Source organism: Flavonifractor sp. An92 (assembly GCF_002159175.1).
Lineage (GTDB): Bacteria > Bacillota > Clostridia > Oscillospirales > Oscillospiraceae > Pseudoflavonifractor_A.
The window spans coordinates 1-17,264 of record NZ_NFGZ01000042.1 but is presented as its reverse complement, the minus strand read 5'-3'; the positions used below and the strand labels follow the sequence as shown (position 1 = coordinate 17,264).

Sequence of the window (17,264 nt, the reverse complement as noted above, 5' to 3'; positions counted from 1 at the left end):
CCCCCCCCCCCCCCCCCCCCCCCCCCCCCCCCCCCCCCCCGGGCTGCTAAAAGGAAAGGATCAGCACTTCTCGAAGATGGTGGCAGTGCCCATGCCGCCGCCGATGCACAGGGTGGCCAGGCCCTTCTTGGCCTCGGGCCGCTTCTGCATCTCGTGCAGCAGGGTCACGATGATGCGGGCACCGGAAGCGCCCACGGGGTGACCCAGGGCGATGGCGCCGCCGTTGACGTTGACCTTGCTCATGTCGAAGCCCAGCTCACGGGCCACGGCGATGGACTGGGCGGCAAAGGCCTCGTTGGCCTCGACCAGGTCGATGTCCTCGATCTTCAGGCCGGCCTTCTCCATGGCCTGACGGGAAGCGGGCACGGGGCCCACGCCCATGATCTTGGGATCCACGCCGCCCTGGCCCCAGGAGACCAGCTTGGCCATGGGCTTCAGACCGTACTTCTCCACGGCCTCGCCGGAGGCCAGGACGATGGCGGCAGCGCCGTCGTTGATGCCGGAGGCGTTGGCGGCGGTGACGCGCTGGACGTGCTTCTTGGTGTCGGCCTCATGGACGCCGGTCAGCTCGAAGGAGTGGTTGATCTCGTCCTCCACGCCCTCGGGACCCACGGGGAAGGCGCCGCGCAGCTTGGAGATACCCTCGGCGGTGACACCGGCGCGGGGGAACTCGTCCACCTTGAACTCGACCATCTGCTTCTTCTGCTTGACCATGACGGGCACGATCTCGTCGTTGAACTTGCCGGCAGCCAGAGCAGCCTCAGCCTTCTGCTGGGAGGAGGCGGCGAACTCGTCCAGCTCCTCGCGGGTGATGCCCCACACGTCGCAGATGTTCTCGGCGGTGGTGCCCATGTGGTAGTTGTTGTAAGCATCCCACAGGCCGTCCTTGATCATGGTGTCGATCATCTGGGTGTGACCCATGCGGGCGCCGTAGCGGCCGGTGGGCACGGCGTAGGGAGCGGCGGACATGTTCTCGGTGCCGCCGGCCACGATGATATCGGCGTCGCCGGCCAGGATGGCGCGGGCGCCCTCAATGACGGACTTCATGCCGGAACCGCAGACCATGCCGACGGTGTAGGCGGGGACCTGGATGGGGATCCCGGCGCCCAGCGCCACCTGACGGGCCACGTTCTGGCCCTGGGCGGCGGTCAGGATGCAGCCGAACATGACCTCGTCCACCTGCTCGGGCTTCACGCCGGCGCGGTTCAGGGCTTCCTTCACCACGGTGGAGCCCAGCTGAGTGGCGGGCACGTCCTTCAGGGACCCGCCAAAGGAGCCGATGGCGGTGCGGCAGCAGTTGACAACATAGATGTCCTTCATAGAATATGACCCTCCAAAAAAGTAGTAGAGTAAACTGACGCGAAGGTACTTATGAACTCGTCGAATCCTATTATAAGCGAAGGCGTGGCAAAAAGCAATAGAAATTTGTGAATAATTTAACAATGTATTTTGGCAGGAAAAAATAGGGCCCTTTCCGGAATTTTTCACCGGAAAGGGCCTTCTTATGGAAAAAAGTTAGAGGGAACAGAGCGAACGTATTTTTCTTTGGCGGCGTCAGAAACCCGCCGCGCCCTTGCTCACCAGCACGTCGGAGGCGCCCAGCTGCTCCAGAACGCCCAGGGTCTCCGAGGCGGTGGTCTGGAGGGTGATGGTCACCACATAGGACGTATCCCGGTCCGTCGCGGCGTTCTCCCGCGCTCCGGTGGGGTAGAACGTGAAGGTGAGATCGTTGAAGTAGCAGTTCTCCATCCGCTCCCGGTCCTCCATGAGATAGTGCCGTCCCAGCCGTCCGGCGGCCAGGTCGGAGCGCACCGCCTCCAGAAGGAGCTGGGACTCCGACGAGTTGAAGGACAGGCCGTCCTCCGCCATGGGCGCCGAGAGGTAGGCGCCCGCCAGGGTGTCGCCCTCCACATAGTTGCGGAAGTAGATGGACTCCATCTGGCCCGGGGCGTTCACCAGGGCTTCCAGCCGCCCGGCGGGGGTGTCCGGGTCGTCCAGAAGGGAGGCGTTCACCGGGATGCGGTAGGAGCGCCGCAGTTCCCCTCCATCGGTCAGGGTGTAGCGGAAGGAGAGGTAGGTGTAGCCCGACACCTCCAGGTCCACCGGCGTGCCGTCCACCACGCTGCTCTCCCACTGGGTGTAGGACTCGCGGTACTCCAGCTCCCCGCGCCGGTCCACCACCGCCTGGTGGAGGGCCAGGGCCTGGGCCGTGTCCGGCTGGTCCAGCTGGCCCAGCAGACCGGCGTCGTCGAAGGGAGCCAGGGAGCTGGTCTCCACCGTCAGGGAGGCCACCTGTTCCTGCTCGGGCACCCGGGACTCATAGCCCCCCAGGTCCAGCGCCAGCACGGCAAAGGCCGCCGTCAGCACGGCCAGGAAGCACCCGCAGCCCAGGGCCCCCCGCCGCAGCACCCGGAAAGTCTTGCGCAGCAGCATTTCAGCCACAAAGTAGCCCAGCGCCCCCGCGCACAGGATGCACGCCAGCAGCAGCCCCACCAGAGCGCGGTGGGGGAAGAGCACCTGCCACAGGAAGGAGCCCAGATACACCCCCATAAAGAGGGCGATGCACCACCGGAACAGGGGGCGCAGCCAGGGGAGCACCACCACGTCCCCCGCCGCCTCCAGCGCCCGCCGCCGGTAGAGCAGCAGAGCCAGCCCCGCCAGCACCAGACCGACAAAGCCGTAGACGAACACGCACAGCAGCCCCGTCAGGTGGCAGTCCGGATAGCCCGTGGTGCCCAGGGAGTTGGAGTAGCACAGCACCGGGGTGAGCCACTCCACCCAGCGCTGGAGCTCCTGGGAGGAGAGATAGCCGAACAGCAGCTGCTGGGCCAGCTGCTCATAGACCTCGTACAGGCCCACCACCAGCAGGTTGAGCCCGGCGTAAAAGCCGGGTAAGGCCAGCAGGTGCCCGGTGAGCATGGCGCAGAACACGCCCAGGGAGAAGAAAAAGAGGACCATCATGGCCTGACACCACGCCCAGAGGAACAGGGAGGTCAGGGCCGCCGTCCCCGAGACATAGACCTGGGCGGCCAGGGTGAGGACGGCCACGCACAGGATGGGCAGCAGGAAAAAGGCCAGGCCCGACAGGTAGTTGGTCAGGAACAGACCCTCCCGCCGGATGGGGAGGGCGTGGAGCATCCCGCAGGCCCGGGGATTGCACAGATAGGAAAAAACCGCCATGGCCGCCAGGATGCCGAACACGGGGCTCAGGTACACCCCCATGCGGATGGACTCCAGCAGATAGGTCTGGGGGGCCTGGGGCTCGTAGACATAAGCCAGGGGCAGAAAGGTCCCGGTGTGGCCGTTCAGGATCCCCACCGGGAGAATCAGAAACCAGATGGCCCCGTACAGCGCCCAGATGGGCCAGAACCGGACCATATTTTTTCGGAACAGAGTGCTGCTCAACCAGGCGTGGGGGCGGCGCAGGTCACAGCACCATCTCGCGCACGGCATAATGTTCTCCTCCCAGTTCGTAGATGAAGATCTCCTCCAGCGTCAGAGGCAGCGCCTCCAGCAGGATGGGGGCGTACACCGCCAGGCGGTTGGTCACCTCGGTGGCGGTGCCCCGGACGATGAGGGTGTGGATGCGCCCCACCTGGGACACATGGAGCACCTCCAGGTCGGGGGGCAGGGTGGGCATCTCCCGCTCGGCAAAGACTACCTGCATCTTGACGATGTTCCCCTGCAGGTCGGAGAGGGAGCGCTGAATGAGCACCTTTCCCCGGGAAAGGATGCCCACATGGTCGCACACGTCCTCCAGCTCCCGCAGGTTGTGGGAGGAGACCAGCACCGTGGTGCCGTGCTCCGCCACATCCCCCAGCAGCAGGGACCACACCTGCCGGCGCATCACCGGGTCCAGGCCGTCCACCGGCTCGTCCAGCACCAGCAGGTCCGGCCGGCAGCACATGGCCAGCCAGAAGGCGGCCTGCTTCTGCATGCCCTTGGACAGGCGGCGGATGGGAGTGTCCTCCTTGATGTTGGAAAAGACCTCCCGCAGGGCGGCGTACCGCCCGTCGTCGAAGCGGGGGTAAAAGCCCCGGAAAAAGCGCATCATGTCCCGGGTGGAGGCCGAGAGGAAGGAATAGAGCTCGTCAGGGATGGAGGCGATGCGGGCCTTTACCGCCGGGTTCTCATACACCGGCGCGCCGTCCACCAGCACCTCCCCGTGGTCGGGGCGGTAGACGCCGGTGATGTGCCGCAGGAGGGTGGATTTTCCGGCGCCGTTGGGGCCCACCAGGCCGTAAATGGCCTGCCGGGGCACCTCCATGTTCAGCCCGTCCAGGGCCCGCAGGCCGTCAAAGGTCTTGACCAGGTCCTTGACCACGATCACGGCTCTCCCTCCTCTCCCGTCGGGCGGCCCAGCCGGGCGGTGAGCTCCGCCGGGCTCACCCCCAGAAAGACCAGCTCCGCCGCGGTGCGGTCGAAGTCCTCCAGCAGGTGCTCCTGCCGGGAGCGGGCCACCTGCTCCCGGGGAGCCGCAAAGCGGCCCTTCCCGGCCACGGCGTGGACATAGCCCTCCCGCTCCAGGGCCTCATAGGCCCGCTGGATGGTGTTGGGGTTGATGGCCAGCGAGGAGGCCAGAGCGCGCACCGAGGGCAGCTGGTCTCCCGGCTGTAAGGCCCCCGCCACCACCAGGTGGCGCAGGCTGTCCTGGATCTGTTCATAAATGGGACGGGCGTCCCGATAGTCCAGTCGGATCAAGGCGGTTCCCCCTCCAAGTGTACTAATCATTCTGGTACAGTCAGTATAGGCACCGCCCGGCTGGAAAACAAGGGGAAATTCCTTAATTTTTTCTGACATTTGGCGGGCGGGAGAGGGGTTCAGGAATAAAATGGAGGAAGAAGTCAGAATTTTTTTCGCCAAAAGGCATGACAAGCGCAGGGGAAACCGATATAATAAAAGCGTCGGGAGAAGCTGCGGCTCTCCCGGCGGGCAGAACCATGAAACAGGAGCCACGGTCCCCGTTTGGAGCCGGCGCCTGAATCCAGGAAAAAGGGGTGCATTCCAATGGCTTTTGTTGATGAGACACACTGGGCGGAATTCCTCAGCTGTGTGGATGACCTGATCTACCACGAGACCGTCCTCTCCATGCGGGACATCCCCCACCATCCCGGTGGGAACTGCTACGAGCACTCGGTGTTCGTGGCCTACGTGGCCTATCGTCTGGCACGGCGCTGGAATCTGGATTATCGCATGGCCGCCCGCTGCGGTCTGCTCCACGATCTGTATCTCTACAACGCCCGGATCAAGGGCACACACCCCGGCAACCAGTGCTTCGATCACCCGGTGGCCGCGGTGCGCAACGCCCGGGCCCTCTGCGGCGGCCTCACCGCCAAGGAGGAAAACATCATCATCTCCCATATGTGGCCGCTGGCGAAACGACGCCCCCGCAGCAAAGAGGCGGCGGTGGTCAACCTGGCGGACAAATTCTGTGCCACGACCGAAGTCGTACAGATCTGGCGCCTCATGCAGATGCGCCGTCTGGTGGCTACGGCGTGAACTTCGGATGCGAGGAGGACCTGTCGGAGCAGGTCCTCCTTTTTTCCCCGGCTTTCCGCCGCGAAAAAGCGGAAAAAAACGGTAAAAAAGGGCGCGATGTGGATAAGAAGGGGACCATTCCGACCGGGAAAGTTGTGCATTTGGACGAGATGCGTCAAAAAGTTCCGTATCGGAAAAAATATGGGTGCATTTCCCGGTTGGCTTTGCTATAATTTTATTAAACGAAGGAGTGTGACCGCGTACTATGGAAACTGCGGGTGCGATTGTATTTCTGCCCCGGGAGGGAAATGGCCGCTCCCTGATGCTGGAGGACCTGCTTTTTGAGCCCGCCGCCCTGTGGCTGGCGGAGACCCTGCGCCGGGGCGGTGTGGAGCGCTTCCTGGTGGTCTGCCACCAGAACGACCTGGAGGAGGCTGCCGCCTGCTTCCCCGAGGGGACCGAGCTCATCACTACCGGCACCGAGGACGCCAATCAGCGTCTGAGTGCCTTCCTGGGCGGACAGACCGGCCGTGTGGTGGTGGTGACCAAGCCGGTGCAGCTCATGGAGGAGGATGTGAAAAACCTGCTCAGTGAGCAGCCGTCCCAGAGCGGCGACGACCGGGAGACCGGCGTGTGCCGCATCGATGCCGCCGCTTTGGCCGCCGCGCTGGAGAGCGGAGCGGACTTTGAGACCGCCCTGCGCTCCCGGGCCGACCGCCTGGGCGGACGGAGCATGTGGCTCCAGAGTGTGCGCCCCCTGCGCACCGGCTGGCGGGAGCGGATGGAGGCCGAGCTTCTGGCCCGCAACAGCGGCGCCGTGCGCCTGATGGAGGCCGGCGTGCGTATTATGGACCCCAACAACGTCTATGTGGGACCCCAGGTCACCGTGGGCGCGGGCACCGTCCTGCTTCCCGGCACCATCCTGCGGGGCAAGACCACCATCGGCGGGGCCTGTGAGATCGGCCCCAACAGCATGATCCGGGACTGTGTCATCGGCGACCGAGTCACCATCAACGCCTCCCAGCTCAATGAGAGCACCGTGGAGGAGGGGACCAAGGTGGGACCCTTCGCCTACGTCCGCCCCAACTGCCATGTGGGCCGGGACGTGAAGGTGGGCGACTTCGTGGAGCTGAAAAATTCCACCATCGGCGAGGGGACCAAGATCTCCCACCTCACCTATGTGGGCGACTCGGATGTGGGCAGCCATGTCAACTTCGGCTGCGGCACCGTCACCGTCAACTACGACGGCATCACCAAATACCGTACCACCATCGGCGACCACGCCTTCATCGGCTGCAACACCAACCTGGTGGCGCCGGTGAAGATCGGCGACGGGGCCTATACCGCCGCCGGTTCCACCATCACCGATGAAGTGCCCGCCGACTCCCTGGCCATTGCCCGCAGCCAGCAGGTGGTCAAGAAGCAGTGGGCCGCCAAGCGGCGCAGCCGCCGGAAATAAGGGGCATTCCCAGTGACTAACGCGGACGGACCACGGGCCGCTGCGGAAAATAATGAGAGGATGTTTGATAAACATGATAGCGCACGGTAAGGACATCAAGATCTTCAGCGGAAGATCCAACCGCCCTCTGGCGGAGGCCATCTGCAAGACCATCGGTACGTCTCTGGGCGACGCCGAGATGGGCTCGTTCTCCGACGGTGAGAACTACGCCTCCATCTACGAGACGGTCCGCGGCTCCGATGTGTTCCTGATCCAGTCCACCTGCAGCCCCGTCAACGACAACCTGATGGAAATGCTCATTATGATCGACGCCCTGCGTCGGGCCTCTGCCGGACGGATCACCGCTGTGGTGCCTTACTTCGGCTATGCCCGTCAGGACCGCAAGACCAAGCCCCGCGATCCCATCTCCGCCAAGCTGGTGGCCAACCTCATCACCCGCGCCGGCGCCGACCGGGTCCTCACCATGGACCTGCACGCCAACCAGATCCAGGGCTTCTTCGACATCCCCGTGGATAACCTGCTGGGTTCCCCGGTGTTCGTGGACTACTTCACCAACAAGTACGCCGACTGCCATGACGAGGTGATGGTGGTCTCCCCCGACGTGGGCTCTGTGGCCCGCGCCCGCGCCTTCGCCCAGAAGCTGGGCGTGCCTCTGGCCATCGTAGATAAGCGCCGCCAGAAGGCCAACTCCTCCGAGGTCATGAACATCATCGGCGACGTGAAGGACATGCGGGTCATCCTCCTGGACGACATGGTGGATACCGGCGGATCCCTGTGCGGCGCGGCCAAGGCCCTGGTGGAGCTGGGCGGCGCCAAGTCCGTCACCGCCTGCGCCTCCCACGGCGTCCTGTCCGGCCCCGCGGTGCAGCGCATCCAGGACAGCGTCATGGACGAGGTGGTGTTCCTGGACACCATCGCCCCCACCGAGGCGGTCAGAAAGTGCGAGAAGATCAAGTATCTCTCCGTGGCCCCCATGTTTGCTGAGGCCATCAGCCGCATCTATGAGGAGATCTCGGTCTCCAAGCTGTTCCAGTAAGCTTCCATATCAGACCGGCGGGACGGAGTCAGGCTCCGTCCCGCCTTTTTCGAGGTGTCGTTATGTTTTTTGGCAAGCAGAGCGCCGGCGTCAGCTGGCTGGTGGTGGGCCTGGGCAACGTGGGCGACCAGTACGAGGGTACCCGCCACAACGTGGGCTTCCGGGTGGTGGATGAGCTGGCCGAGCGGGCCGGTGTGCCGGTGCAGAAGCTCAAATACCGCGCCCTCACCAACACCGCCGAGGTGGGCGGGGAGAAGGTGCTCCTCATGAAGCCCGTCACCTTCATGAACCTGTCCGGCGAGGCGGTGCGCCCGGCGGCCGATTTCTACAAGATCGCCCCCGACCATGTGCTGGTCATCTCCGACGATGTGGCCCTCCCCGTGGGCAAGCTCCGGGTGCGCCGGGGCGGCTCCGCCGGCGGGCACAACGGCCTGAAGGACATCATCCGCCACCTGGGTACCGACCAGTTCCCCCGGGTCAAGGTGGGCGTGGGGGAGAAGCCCCACCCCGACTACGACATGGCCGACTGGGTACTGGGCAAGTTCCAAGGCGAGGACAAAAAGACCATCGATCAGGCCGTGGAGAAGGCCGCCGACGCGGTGGAGCTGCTGCTCCGCCAGGGCGTGGACAAGGCTATGAGCCGGTTTAACGGATAATGTTCCGGGGTCCCCGGGGGAAGTGTGCTCGCCGCACGGGCCGCTTACCCAGCGGGGGCCCCATTTCTTTTCTCGAAAAGAAATGGGGGAAAGAAAAGAAGGAGAGGGGAACTTCTCGTTCCCCTCTCCACTCCCCTCCAAAAGGGCGGCCTTTTAGGGGGCCGCCCATATTTGCCGGGGTACAACGCTTTCCGGATAGGCGAAAAGCTCGGAATTGGCCACGCCGCACTTTGGAAATACCGCCGCAGAAGAATGAAAGCCGGGATGCGCTCTGGGGGAGTCCAGAGGGGGGTATCCCCCCTCTGGGCTTTCTTTCCCACCGCTTTCTTTGCAAAGAAAGCGGTGCTCCCGCCGAGTAGGCGGCCCGCGCGGCGAGCGCAACCCCTCCGGGAATGCCCCGGAACGAAAAAGACCCCCGCCAGGGAGGCCCATCGCAGGATGGACACCTCCCCGGCGGGGGATTTTTTAATTAGATCTGCTTATCCTTGGGCAGGAACTTGCGCTCCTTCTCGATGTAGGGGGAGAAGTCGTAGCGCTTGGGACGGGGAGCATAGCTGGTGTGCAGCAGCTCGTGGGCCTTGTGGCTCAGCGGGTGATCGAAGAACTCCTCATAAATGGTCTTGATGTCGGGGTTCTCGTGGCTCTTACGCAGAGGCAGGCTCTTGTCCAGGTCGTACAGGGCCTTGATGCGGGCCTGACGCTTGGCGTTGTCGGTGCCGATGGGCTGACCGCCGCCGCCGATGCAGCCGCCGGGGCAGGCCATGATTTCGATGAAGAGGTAGTCGGCCTCGCCGGTCTCCACGCGGCGGATGATCTCCTCGGCGTTCTTCAGACCGTTGGCCACGGCCACCTTCAGCGGGGTGCCGTCCAGGTCGATGACGGCCTCCTTGATGCCGCCCACTTCGCCGCGGACCTGCTCAAACTCCAGCTTGGGCAGCTCCTTGCCGGTGTACAGCTCGTAGGCGGTACGCAGAGCGGCCTCCATGACGCCGCCGGTGTTGCCGAAGATGGCGCCGGCGCCGGAGCCGGTGCCCAAAGGCGCGTCGAAGTCGCTCTCGGGCAGGTTGGCGATGTTCAGGCCCTCGTAGCGGATCAGCTTGGCCAGCTCACGGGTGGTGAGGACCACGTCCACGTCCTGGTAGCCGTCGCGGCCCAGCTCGGGACGGGTGGCCTCAAACTTCTTGGCGGTACAGGGCATGACGGACACGGACACGATGTCGTGGGGGTCCCAGCCCATGCGCTGCGCATAGTAGGTCTTGAGCACCGCACCGAACATGCCCTGGGGGCTCTTGGCGGTGGACAGGTTGCCGATCAGCTCGGGGTGATGCTTCTCCAGGAAGTTGACCCAGCCGGGGGAGCAGGAGGTGATGAGGGGCAGGCGGCCGCCCTTCTTGATGCGGTCCAGCAGCTCGCTGCCCTCCTCCATGATGGTGAGGTCGGCGGTGAAGTTGGTGTCGAACACCTTCTCAAAGCCCATCATCTTCAGAGCGGTGACCATCTTGCCGGTGACCAGCTCGCCGGGCTCCATGCCGAAGTCGTCGCCCAGGGCCACACGGACCGAGGGGGCGATCTGGACCACCACGTGCTTGGTGGGGTCCTGCAGGGCGTGACGGACGTGGCTGGTGTGATCCACCTCGGTGAGGGCGCCCACGGGGCAGACCAGAGTACACTGGCCGCACAGGACACAGTCGGTCTCGTTCATGGGCAGGTCATAGGCGGTGGTGACCTTGCAGGTGGCGCTGCGGTCGGTGAAGGACAGGGCGCCGATGCCCTGGACCTCGGTACAGACCTTCACGCAGCGGCCGCACTTGACGCACTTGGAGGGGTCGCGGACGATGGAGGGATTGTCCAGACGGGGCTTCTCCTTGCTGGAGACGTCGGGCAGGTCGGGCTTCAGGCGGTTAAAGCGGCGGCACAGCTTCTGCAAGTCGCAGTTGTTGTTGCGGGAGCAGGCCAGACAGTCCTGATTGTGGTCGGCCAGGATCAGGTCCAGCACGCCCACCTGGGCATCATAGACCCGCTTGGAGTCGGTGATGACCTCCATGCCCTCCCACACCAGGGTGGAGCAGGCAGCCAGGAGCTTACGCTGGCCAGTGACCTCCACCATACACATACGGCAGTGGGCCTTGATGGACTGGTCGGGATGATAGCAGAGGTGGGGGATGTCGATGCCGATGCTACGGGCAGCCTCGATGATGCGGGTACCGGCGGGGACCTCCACGGGCATGCGGTTAATGGTCAGATGGATCATCTTCTCACTCATCTGACAGCCACCTCCTTCTTAATGGCAAAGACTTCGGGGAAGCGCTTCATGGCGGAGAGGAGGGCCGACTGGGCCGTCTCGCCCAGGCCGCACATGGATGCGGTGGACATGATGCGGGCATACTTCTCCATGAGCTTGATGTCCTCTTCGGTGTGGGTGCCGGCGGCCACCTTGTCCAGGAGCATCCGGATGTGGCGGTTGCCCTCGCGGCAGGGGGTACACTGGCCGCAGCTCTCATGGAAGAAGAACTGCTGGGTGATGCGCAGGAAGCCGATGATACTGGTCCGCTCATCCACCACCAGAACGGCGCCGGAGCCGATGGCGGTCAGGTCGGCGGCCTTCATATCCTTGTAGGTGTAGCGGGTGTCCAGCTGCGCCGGGGAGGCCAGACGGCCGGAAGCGCCGCCCAGCTGCACCAGCTGGAGCTGATGGCCGTCCTCAATGCCGCCGGCCAGGTCGTAGATGATCTCCCGCAGGGTGATGCCGAAGGGGACCTCGAACACGCCGGGGTTCTTCACGTTGCCGCACACCGAGATCATCTTGGTGCCCGGGCAGTCGGGGGTACCCTGGCTCTTATAGAAGCCCTCGGTGTCCAGCAGCAGGGGGGGCACCAGGGACAGGGACTCGACGTTGTTCACGCAGGTGGGCAGGTGGAACGCGCCGCACTGCTTGATGAAGGGGGGCTTCATGCGGGGACGGCCCGAGTGGCCCTCCAGGGACTCACACAGAGCGCTGCCCTCGCCGCAGACGTAGGCGCCCGCGCCGGAGTACAGGTGGATGCGGTAGGAGAAGCCGGAGCCCAGGATGTTGTCGCCCAGGTAGCCCTTCTCCTCGCACTGCTTAATGGCGGAGAGGAGCTGGGGACGCAGGTGGGAGTACTCACCGCGCATGTAGATGTAGCCGTTGTCGGCGCCCACGGACCAGCCGGCGATGATCATGCCCTCCAGGAGCTGGAAGGGATCGTTGCGCAGCAGCTCGCGGTCCTTGAAGGTGCCGGGCTCGCCCTCATCGGCGTTGCAGACCACACACTTGTGGGGGGCCTGCACCTCGCGGGCCTGCTTCCACTTGCGGCCCATGTCATAGGCAGCGCCGCCGCGGCCCTGCACGCCGTTGTCGCTCAGCACCTGAGCGATGGCCTCGCCGTCCATGGACAGGGCCTTGCGCAGGGCGGTGAAGCCGCCGATATACTCATAGGAAGCCAGACTGGCGGGGTTGTACTTGCCAAAGTTCCGGCTGATGAAAGAGACGGTCTTACTCATGCCATTCCCTCCTTAGTCCAGCTGCCGGAGCATGTCCAGGACGCGCTCCTCGCTGTTGAGATTTCCGTAGACCACGCCGTTGACCCGCACCGCGGGAGACACGTCGCAGGCGCCGAAGCAGGGCACCTTCTCAATGCAGAAACGGCCGTCGTAGGTGACCTCGCCCACTTCCAGGTTGAGCAGGCGCTTGAGGGTCTCCACCAGGGTGTCGCTGTCCTTCACGCGGCAGGGCGCGGAGTTACAGACCTCCAGGGTGTACTTGGCCCGGGGCTTGTCGTAGAGCATGGAGTAAAAGGTGATGACGTCGTAGATCTGGGTGGGACGGATCTCCAGGCGCTGGGCCAGATAATAGGCCGCCGGCTCGGGGATGTAGTGGCGCTCCACTTCGTCCTGCAGATCCAGGAGGATGCCCACCAGCTGGGTGGCGTCGTTGCCGTGCTCTTCCACGATCCGATCCACCAGCGCGACCATCTCAGGTGTCAGTTCATCCAGTTTTTGCACAAAGGGCTTCATGCAAGGTCCTCCTTTTCATTCCCGTGCCGCGCCGCGCGGTACGGGGGGGATTGGGGTAGCGTAGCGCTGCGGCGGGGGTTCCGGCGCGCTCCTCGCGGAGGGCTTGGTGGGGGAACGCGCAGGCCGCAAAGGCAGAAGTCTATACTATCTAAATTTTATACTCGACATTTTATTTTTACAAGTAAAACCTCCGTAGTTGGAACAGAAATGGAAAAACAGACAAAAGTGGGGAGGGCAATCTGGATAAAACGACGGTTCTAACTGTATAAAACTGTATATACTGGATATAACAGAAATATTATGACAGGGAAAGGAGAGAGAAACCATGGCTCATACCAGGCATCAGAGGGTGCCGCCGCCCCATCCAAGGAAAACTCCACGGTTCAGTGGGGCACTGACCCTGGAACGGGTGGGGGAGATCTTTACCGACTGCGCCGACTACGCCACCCGCACCGTGGAGGCCGGCGGGGACGGAGCGCCCCCCATCACCCTCTGCTATATCACCGGTATGGTGAAGCTGGAGCGGATCAGCGAGTATATCCTCCGCCCCATCGCCCAGGATGAGACGCTGGAGCGCCCTGACCGGAGGGAAGTGTACCGCCGGATGGCCGACGGGGCCCTCTATAATCTCATCGTGGAGGAGCGGCAGGAGCTGGACCAGGCGGTCAACGACCTCATCGCCGGGTGGTGCCTCCTCTTTTTTCCCGGGGAATCGGGGTGCCTCTCCTTCTTCGTGGCCACCGAGGACAAGCGCTCGGTCAGCCCCCCGGCGGGGGAGACGGTGCTCAAGGGCGCCCGGGACGCCTTCGTGGAGTCCCTGCGCACCAACACCAGCCTGGTCCGCCGCCACTTGAAAGCCCCCGAGCTGAAGATCAAGGAGCAGATCGTGGGGCGGCAGTCCCTGACCATGGTGGATGTGGTCTACCTGGACGGCATCGCCAACCCCGAGACGGTGGCCGAACTGGAGAAGCGTTTGAGGGAAATCGACATCGACGCCGCCCTGGCCACCGGCAACCTGGAGGAGTACCTGGTGGACCGCACTGCCACCGCCTTCCCCCTGGTGCAGTACACCGAGCGCCCCGACCGCTTCTGCGGCGGGCTGGCCGAGGGGCGGGTGGGCCTGCTGGCCGACGGCCTGCCCCTGGGCTACCTGATGCCCGCCACCGTGAGCAGCTTCCTCCGGGCGGGGCAGGACAAGAGCAGCAACTGGATGCTGGCCACCACCCTCACCTTGCTGCGCTTTCTGTGCGTGTTCGTCACCCTCTTTCTCCCCGCCCTCTATATCGCCATGGCCACCTTTCACCAGGAGATGATCCCCACCCGGCTGGCCCTCTCCATGATCGCCGCCAAGCGGGACGTGCCTTTCCAGACGGTGTATGAGGTGCTCATCATGCTGGTGGCTTTCGAAATTCTCCAGGAGGCGGGCCTGCGCCTTCCCCAGCCGGTGGGCCAGACCGTGTCCATCATCGGAGGTCTGGTGGTGGGACAGGCCGCCGTGGAGGCCAAGATCGTCTCCCCGGCGGTGCTCATCGCCGTGGCTATCGCGGGCATCGCCGGGTACACCATGCCCAGCCAGGAGATGGCCGCCGCCCTGCGGCTGTGGCGCTTCCTGCTGGCCCTGCTGGCCAGTGTGGCCGGGCTCTTCGGCGTGGCGGCGGGCGCGGCAGTGCTCATCGGACACCTGGCCAGCATCGAGAGCTACGGCGTGCCCTATCTGGCCCCCTTCGCCGGGGGGATGGAGCTCTCCCAGACCGGGCGGGCGGTGGTGCGCCTCCCTCTGCCCTGGATCAAGCTGCGGGAGCGGATGCTCAAAACACCCAACCGGAGGAAACAGCGATGAAAAGACGATGCGCGGTCCTGGCTCTGGCCGCCCTGATGCTTCCCCTCAGCGGGTGCAAGGAGACCTTCGACTTCCTGCCCTATGGCCGGGAGCTGGAGGACATGGCTCTCATGCGCACTATGGGGGTGGACGCGGCGGAGGAGGGCGTGACGGTCACCACCTCCAGCGGCGCCCAGGACCAGGGCGGCGGCCAGGGTGCGGGAAAGCCCACGGTGCTGAAGCAGACCGGGGGCAGCATCAGCGCCGCGTGCCTCTCCATGCAGGCCCAGGGGGCCTCCTATGTCTTTTACGGACATGTGGGGCAGTTCCTCCTGGGGGAGGACCTGGCCCGGCAGGGGGTGGACGGGGCGCTGGACTATGTGCTGCGGGACATCGAGATGCGCCTGGAGACCAACCTCTATCTCATCCGGGGCGGACAGGCCGGAGCGGCCATTGAGGCCGCCGCCCAGGTGAACTCGGCCACCGACCAGCTGGAGTCCCTGGAGGCCGACGCCGGACTTCTGGCCGACTCCATGTTCCGCACCGTGGAGGACGTGATGGAGGACCTGGAGGAGAACGGGGACTCCTTTGCCCCCGCCCTCACCCTGGACCAGGAGAGCGGACAGCTGGAGCCCGCCGGGTACGGCCTGCTGCGGCAGGGGGCCCTGGTGGGCTGGGCGGAGGACGAGGCCGCCCGGGGCGTCAACCTCCTCATGGGCTGGGTGGATGCCGATGTATTGGAGGTGGAGACCCCCTCTGTGGGGCGGGCCGCCCTGCGGGTGGTGGGGGCCGAGACCAAGGTGCGCCCGGTGTTTGAGGGTGATACCCTCACCGGCCTGGAGCTCCAGTGCCAGGTGGATGCCAATCTGGCCGAAGGGGGCGACGGAGCCCACCTGGAGGACCCAGTCCTGCTGGGCGAGCTGGAGACTGCCCTGGCCCAGCGGAGCCACCTGCGGCTGGAGGAGGCGGTGGACCTGTGCCGTACCCTGGACGGGGACTTTTTCCAGTTGGAGACCCGAGCGGGCCTCAGTGTGCCCTGGCGCTGGGATGACATCCGGGCGGGCTGGGACCTTTCCGCTCTGGATGTGACGGTACAAGTGGAGGCAAACATCCAGCGCGGCTACAATGTGCGAGACGGAGGAGACTGATACCGTGTCCAAAGACTATATTTCGCTACGGCAGCTGCTGGCGCTGCTGTTCGCGGCCCTGCTCTCACCCATGATCCAGGTCCTGCCCCGGACCGCGGTGGAGATCGGCGGAAAGGCCGGATGGCTCTCCGCCCTCTTCGCTCTGCCGGTGGTGCTGCTGTTGTGCTGGGCCTATCAGGCCACCCCCGGGCGGCTGGGCGGCGGCGCGGGCATGGCCGAGGGGCTGGAGCTGGCCTTCGGGCGGTGGCCCGCCCGGGTCCTGGTCCACCTCTATCTGATCTGGGGAGTGCTCCTGCTGGGATGGAATGCCCGGTGGTGCGCCTACCGCGCCCTGTCCATCAATTACCGCAACGCCCCCATGCCCCTCTTTATCTTGGGATTGCTGGCACTCACCCTCTGGTTGGGGCATAAGAGCCTGTCCGCCTTCTGCCGGGCGGGGGAGATCTTCGCTTTGGCGCTGGGCGTCGCCCTGGCCGTGGCGCTGGCCCTGGCTGCGCTGCGGACGGAGTGGAATAATGTAGGGCCCATCTGGTTGGAGGATCTGCCGGGTGCCGCCGGAGGGGCAGTGCCGGTGCTGGGCCTGGTCGGCTACGGCGTGCTGGGGGCCTTTCTGGCCGGGCAGGTGAAGCGCCGGGAGGTGGACCGGGGCCGCCTGCTCCGGTGGGGGGCGCTCTGGTGTGCCCTGCTGGCCGTCTTTCAGCTCATTACCATCGGCTGCTTTGGCCCCGGACTCATTCAAAAGATGGAGACCCCCTTCTTTATTCTTCTGCGGGGGGTGGGGGTGCCCGGCGCCTTCGAGCGGGTGGAGTCGCTCATTATGTCCCTGTGGCTCCTGGCCGATCTGGCCTTTCTGGGGCTCATCCTCTTTGCCTGCCGCGCCATGGTGCGCTATCTCACCCGGGGAGAGGAACGCCCCTGGGTTCCGGTGCTGCTGGTGGCCGCTGCCGGGGCGCTGGCGCTCTTCACTCTTAACAACCTCTTTTCCCTCTCCTGGGTCATGGAGCGTTTGATCCCAGCGGGGAATCTTATTCTGGGCATCGGAGTGCCCCTGCTGACCGGAATCGTTATAGCATGGAAAAAGCGGAGAGAGAAGGTATAAAGGGTAGGTAAGAGGGTATACTAAGAAAGGTCCAACCGCCCCTCAGAAAAAAGTGGTCAGAATCTGAAAAAAGGTGTTGACAAATGGGGAGTCGGGTGGTATTCTATCTGAGCGCCTTGCGAGAGGGCACTGAAAACAACGGAAAAGAGTCGGGAGACCGGGCGGAAGCCGGACGGACCTGATTCAGAAAGTTGAAAAAAGTGCTTGACAAACGCGAGAGCGTGTGGTAAACTAAAAAAGTTCGCGTGAGTAGCGAGAACGCGTTTGGGAAAGAATGAAAACGAGCGGTTTGAGGTTGAAAACCTTGAAAATCCTCGAAAAAAGTTCTTGACAAGCTCGAAAGAGTGTGGTAAACTAAACGAGTTCTGCGAGAGCCGAGCAGCTTGAATGAAAGTTCTGAACTTCGAAGAAATTTGAAAAAAGGACTTGACAAGCGAAACAGAAAGTGCTAAAATAAAGCACTGTCAGCCGAAAGGCTGAAGCGTGTACCTTGTAAATTAAACAACGTGATCAAACACGAAGCACCAGAAGGAC

Annotated in this window: 15 protein-coding genes; 8 read left to right on the top strand and 7 right to left on the bottom strand. The window is 64.1% G+C overall.

Annotated elements, in window-relative coordinates:
• Positions 1-60: 60 nt before the first annotated feature.
• The 4 genes from B5G43_RS16170 to B5G43_RS16155 form a co-directional block, all read right to left on the bottom strand.
• Positions 61-1,320 carry an acetyl-CoA C-acetyltransferase gene (locus tag B5G43_RS16170; RefSeq protein ID WP_087263165.1) on the bottom strand — a complete coding sequence of 420 codons (1,260 nt, stop codon included), beginning with the start codon at positions 1,318-1,320 and terminating at the stop codon, positions 61-63.
• 234 nt (positions 1,321-1,554) lie between these two features.
• Positions 1,555-3,453, bottom strand: a complete 1,899-nt coding sequence (locus tag B5G43_RS16165; RefSeq protein ID WP_087263163.1) for a hypothetical protein — start codon at positions 3,451-3,453, stop codon at positions 1,555-1,557.
• On the bottom strand, positions 3,428-4,330 hold the full coding sequence (locus B5G43_RS16160; RefSeq protein WP_087263161.1) for an ABC transporter ATP-binding protein: 903 nt from the start codon (positions 4,328-4,330) through the stop codon (positions 3,428-3,430). Before B5G43_RS16160 ends, B5G43_RS16165 begins: the two co-directional genes overlap by 26 nt.
• On the bottom strand, positions 4,327-4,701 hold the full coding sequence (locus B5G43_RS16155) for a GntR family transcriptional regulator (protein WP_087263159.1): 375 nt from the start codon (positions 4,699-4,701) through the stop codon (positions 4,327-4,329). The genes B5G43_RS16160 and B5G43_RS16155 overlap by 4 nt, the downstream gene beginning before the upstream one ends.
• Before the next feature lie 306 nt (positions 4,702-5,007).
• Between B5G43_RS16155 and B5G43_RS16150 the strand changes: the two genes are divergently transcribed.
• The 5 genes from B5G43_RS16150 to pth all read left to right on the top strand — a co-directional run bounded on the left by B5G43_RS16150 (position 5,008) and on the right by pth (position 8,629).
• Complete coding sequence (locus tag B5G43_RS16150) at positions 5,008-5,499, top strand: HD domain-containing protein (RefSeq protein WP_087263157.1); 492 nt, start codon at positions 5,008-5,010, stop codon at positions 5,497-5,499.
• Positions 5,496-5,711 (top strand): hypothetical protein, encoded by a 216-nt coding sequence (locus B5G43_RS16145; RefSeq protein ID WP_087263155.1) that lies wholly within the window; start codon positions 5,496-5,498, stop codon positions 5,709-5,711. The genes B5G43_RS16150 and B5G43_RS16145 overlap by 4 nt, the downstream gene beginning before the upstream one ends.
• 32 nt (positions 5,712-5,743) lie before the next feature.
• Positions 5,744-6,937 carry a UDP-N-acetylglucosamine diphosphorylase gene (locus B5G43_RS16140; protein WP_087263153.1) on the top strand — a complete coding sequence of 398 codons (1,194 nt, stop codon included), beginning with the start codon at positions 5,744-5,746 and terminating at the stop codon, positions 6,935-6,937.
• Positions 6,938-7,010: 73 nt separating this feature from the next.
• Positions 7,011-7,973, top strand: a complete 963-nt coding sequence (locus tag B5G43_RS16135) for a ribose-phosphate pyrophosphokinase (RefSeq protein WP_087263151.1) — start codon at positions 7,011-7,013, stop codon at positions 7,971-7,973.
• Between the two features lie 62 nt (positions 7,974-8,035).
• Positions 8,036-8,629: an aminoacyl-tRNA hydrolase gene (pth, locus tag B5G43_RS16130; protein WP_087263149.1), complete on the top strand. Its 594-nt coding sequence runs from the start codon at positions 8,036-8,038 to the stop codon at positions 8,627-8,629.
• Between the two features lie 469 nt (positions 8,630-9,098).
• Here the strand turns inward: pth and B5G43_RS16125 are convergent, their stop codons facing one another.
• From B5G43_RS16125 to B5G43_RS16115, 3 genes are read right to left on the bottom strand one after another with little or no spacing between them, the layout of a single operon-like run.
• Positions 9,099-10,892, bottom strand: a complete 1,794-nt coding sequence (locus B5G43_RS16125; protein ID WP_087263147.1) for an NADH-dependent [FeFe] hydrogenase, group A6 — start codon at positions 10,890-10,892, stop codon at positions 9,099-9,101.
• Positions 10,889-12,151 carry an NADH-ubiquinone oxidoreductase-F iron-sulfur binding region domain-containing protein gene (locus B5G43_RS16120; protein ID WP_087263144.1) on the bottom strand — a complete coding sequence of 421 codons (1,263 nt, stop codon included), beginning with the start codon at positions 12,149-12,151 and terminating at the stop codon, positions 10,889-10,891. The genes B5G43_RS16125 and B5G43_RS16120 overlap by 4 nt, the downstream gene beginning before the upstream one ends.
• Before the next feature lie 12 nt (positions 12,152-12,163).
• Positions 12,164-12,664, bottom strand: coding sequence for an NAD(P)H-dependent oxidoreductase subunit E (locus B5G43_RS16115; RefSeq protein ID WP_087263142.1), 501 nt, complete (start codon positions 12,662-12,664; stop codon positions 12,164-12,166).
• A 325-nt stretch (positions 12,665-12,989) separates the two neighbouring features.
• On the opposite strand from B5G43_RS16115, the gene B5G43_RS16110 reads away from it, so the two are divergent.
• Genes B5G43_RS16110 through B5G43_RS16100 form a run of 3 tightly spaced genes read left to right on the top strand, consistent with a single transcriptional unit; the run spans position 12,990 to position 16,730 of the window.
• Positions 12,990-14,504 (top strand): spore germination protein, encoded by a 1,515-nt coding sequence (locus B5G43_RS16110; protein ID WP_087263140.1) that lies wholly within the window; start codon positions 12,990-12,992, stop codon positions 14,502-14,504.
• The gene (locus B5G43_RS16105) at positions 14,501-15,631 is read left to right on the top strand and encodes a Ger(x)C family spore germination C-terminal domain-containing protein (protein ID WP_087263138.1); all 1,131 of its coding nucleotides are present in this window, start codon (positions 14,501-14,503) and stop codon (positions 15,629-15,631) included. The genes B5G43_RS16110 and B5G43_RS16105 overlap by 4 nt, the downstream gene beginning before the upstream one ends.
• Before the next feature lie 4 nt (positions 15,632-15,635).
• On the top strand, positions 15,636-16,730 hold the full coding sequence (locus B5G43_RS16100) for a GerAB/ArcD/ProY family transporter (protein WP_158097455.1): 1,095 nt from the start codon (positions 15,636-15,638) through the stop codon (positions 16,728-16,730).
• Positions 16,731-17,264: the final 534 nt, after the last annotated feature.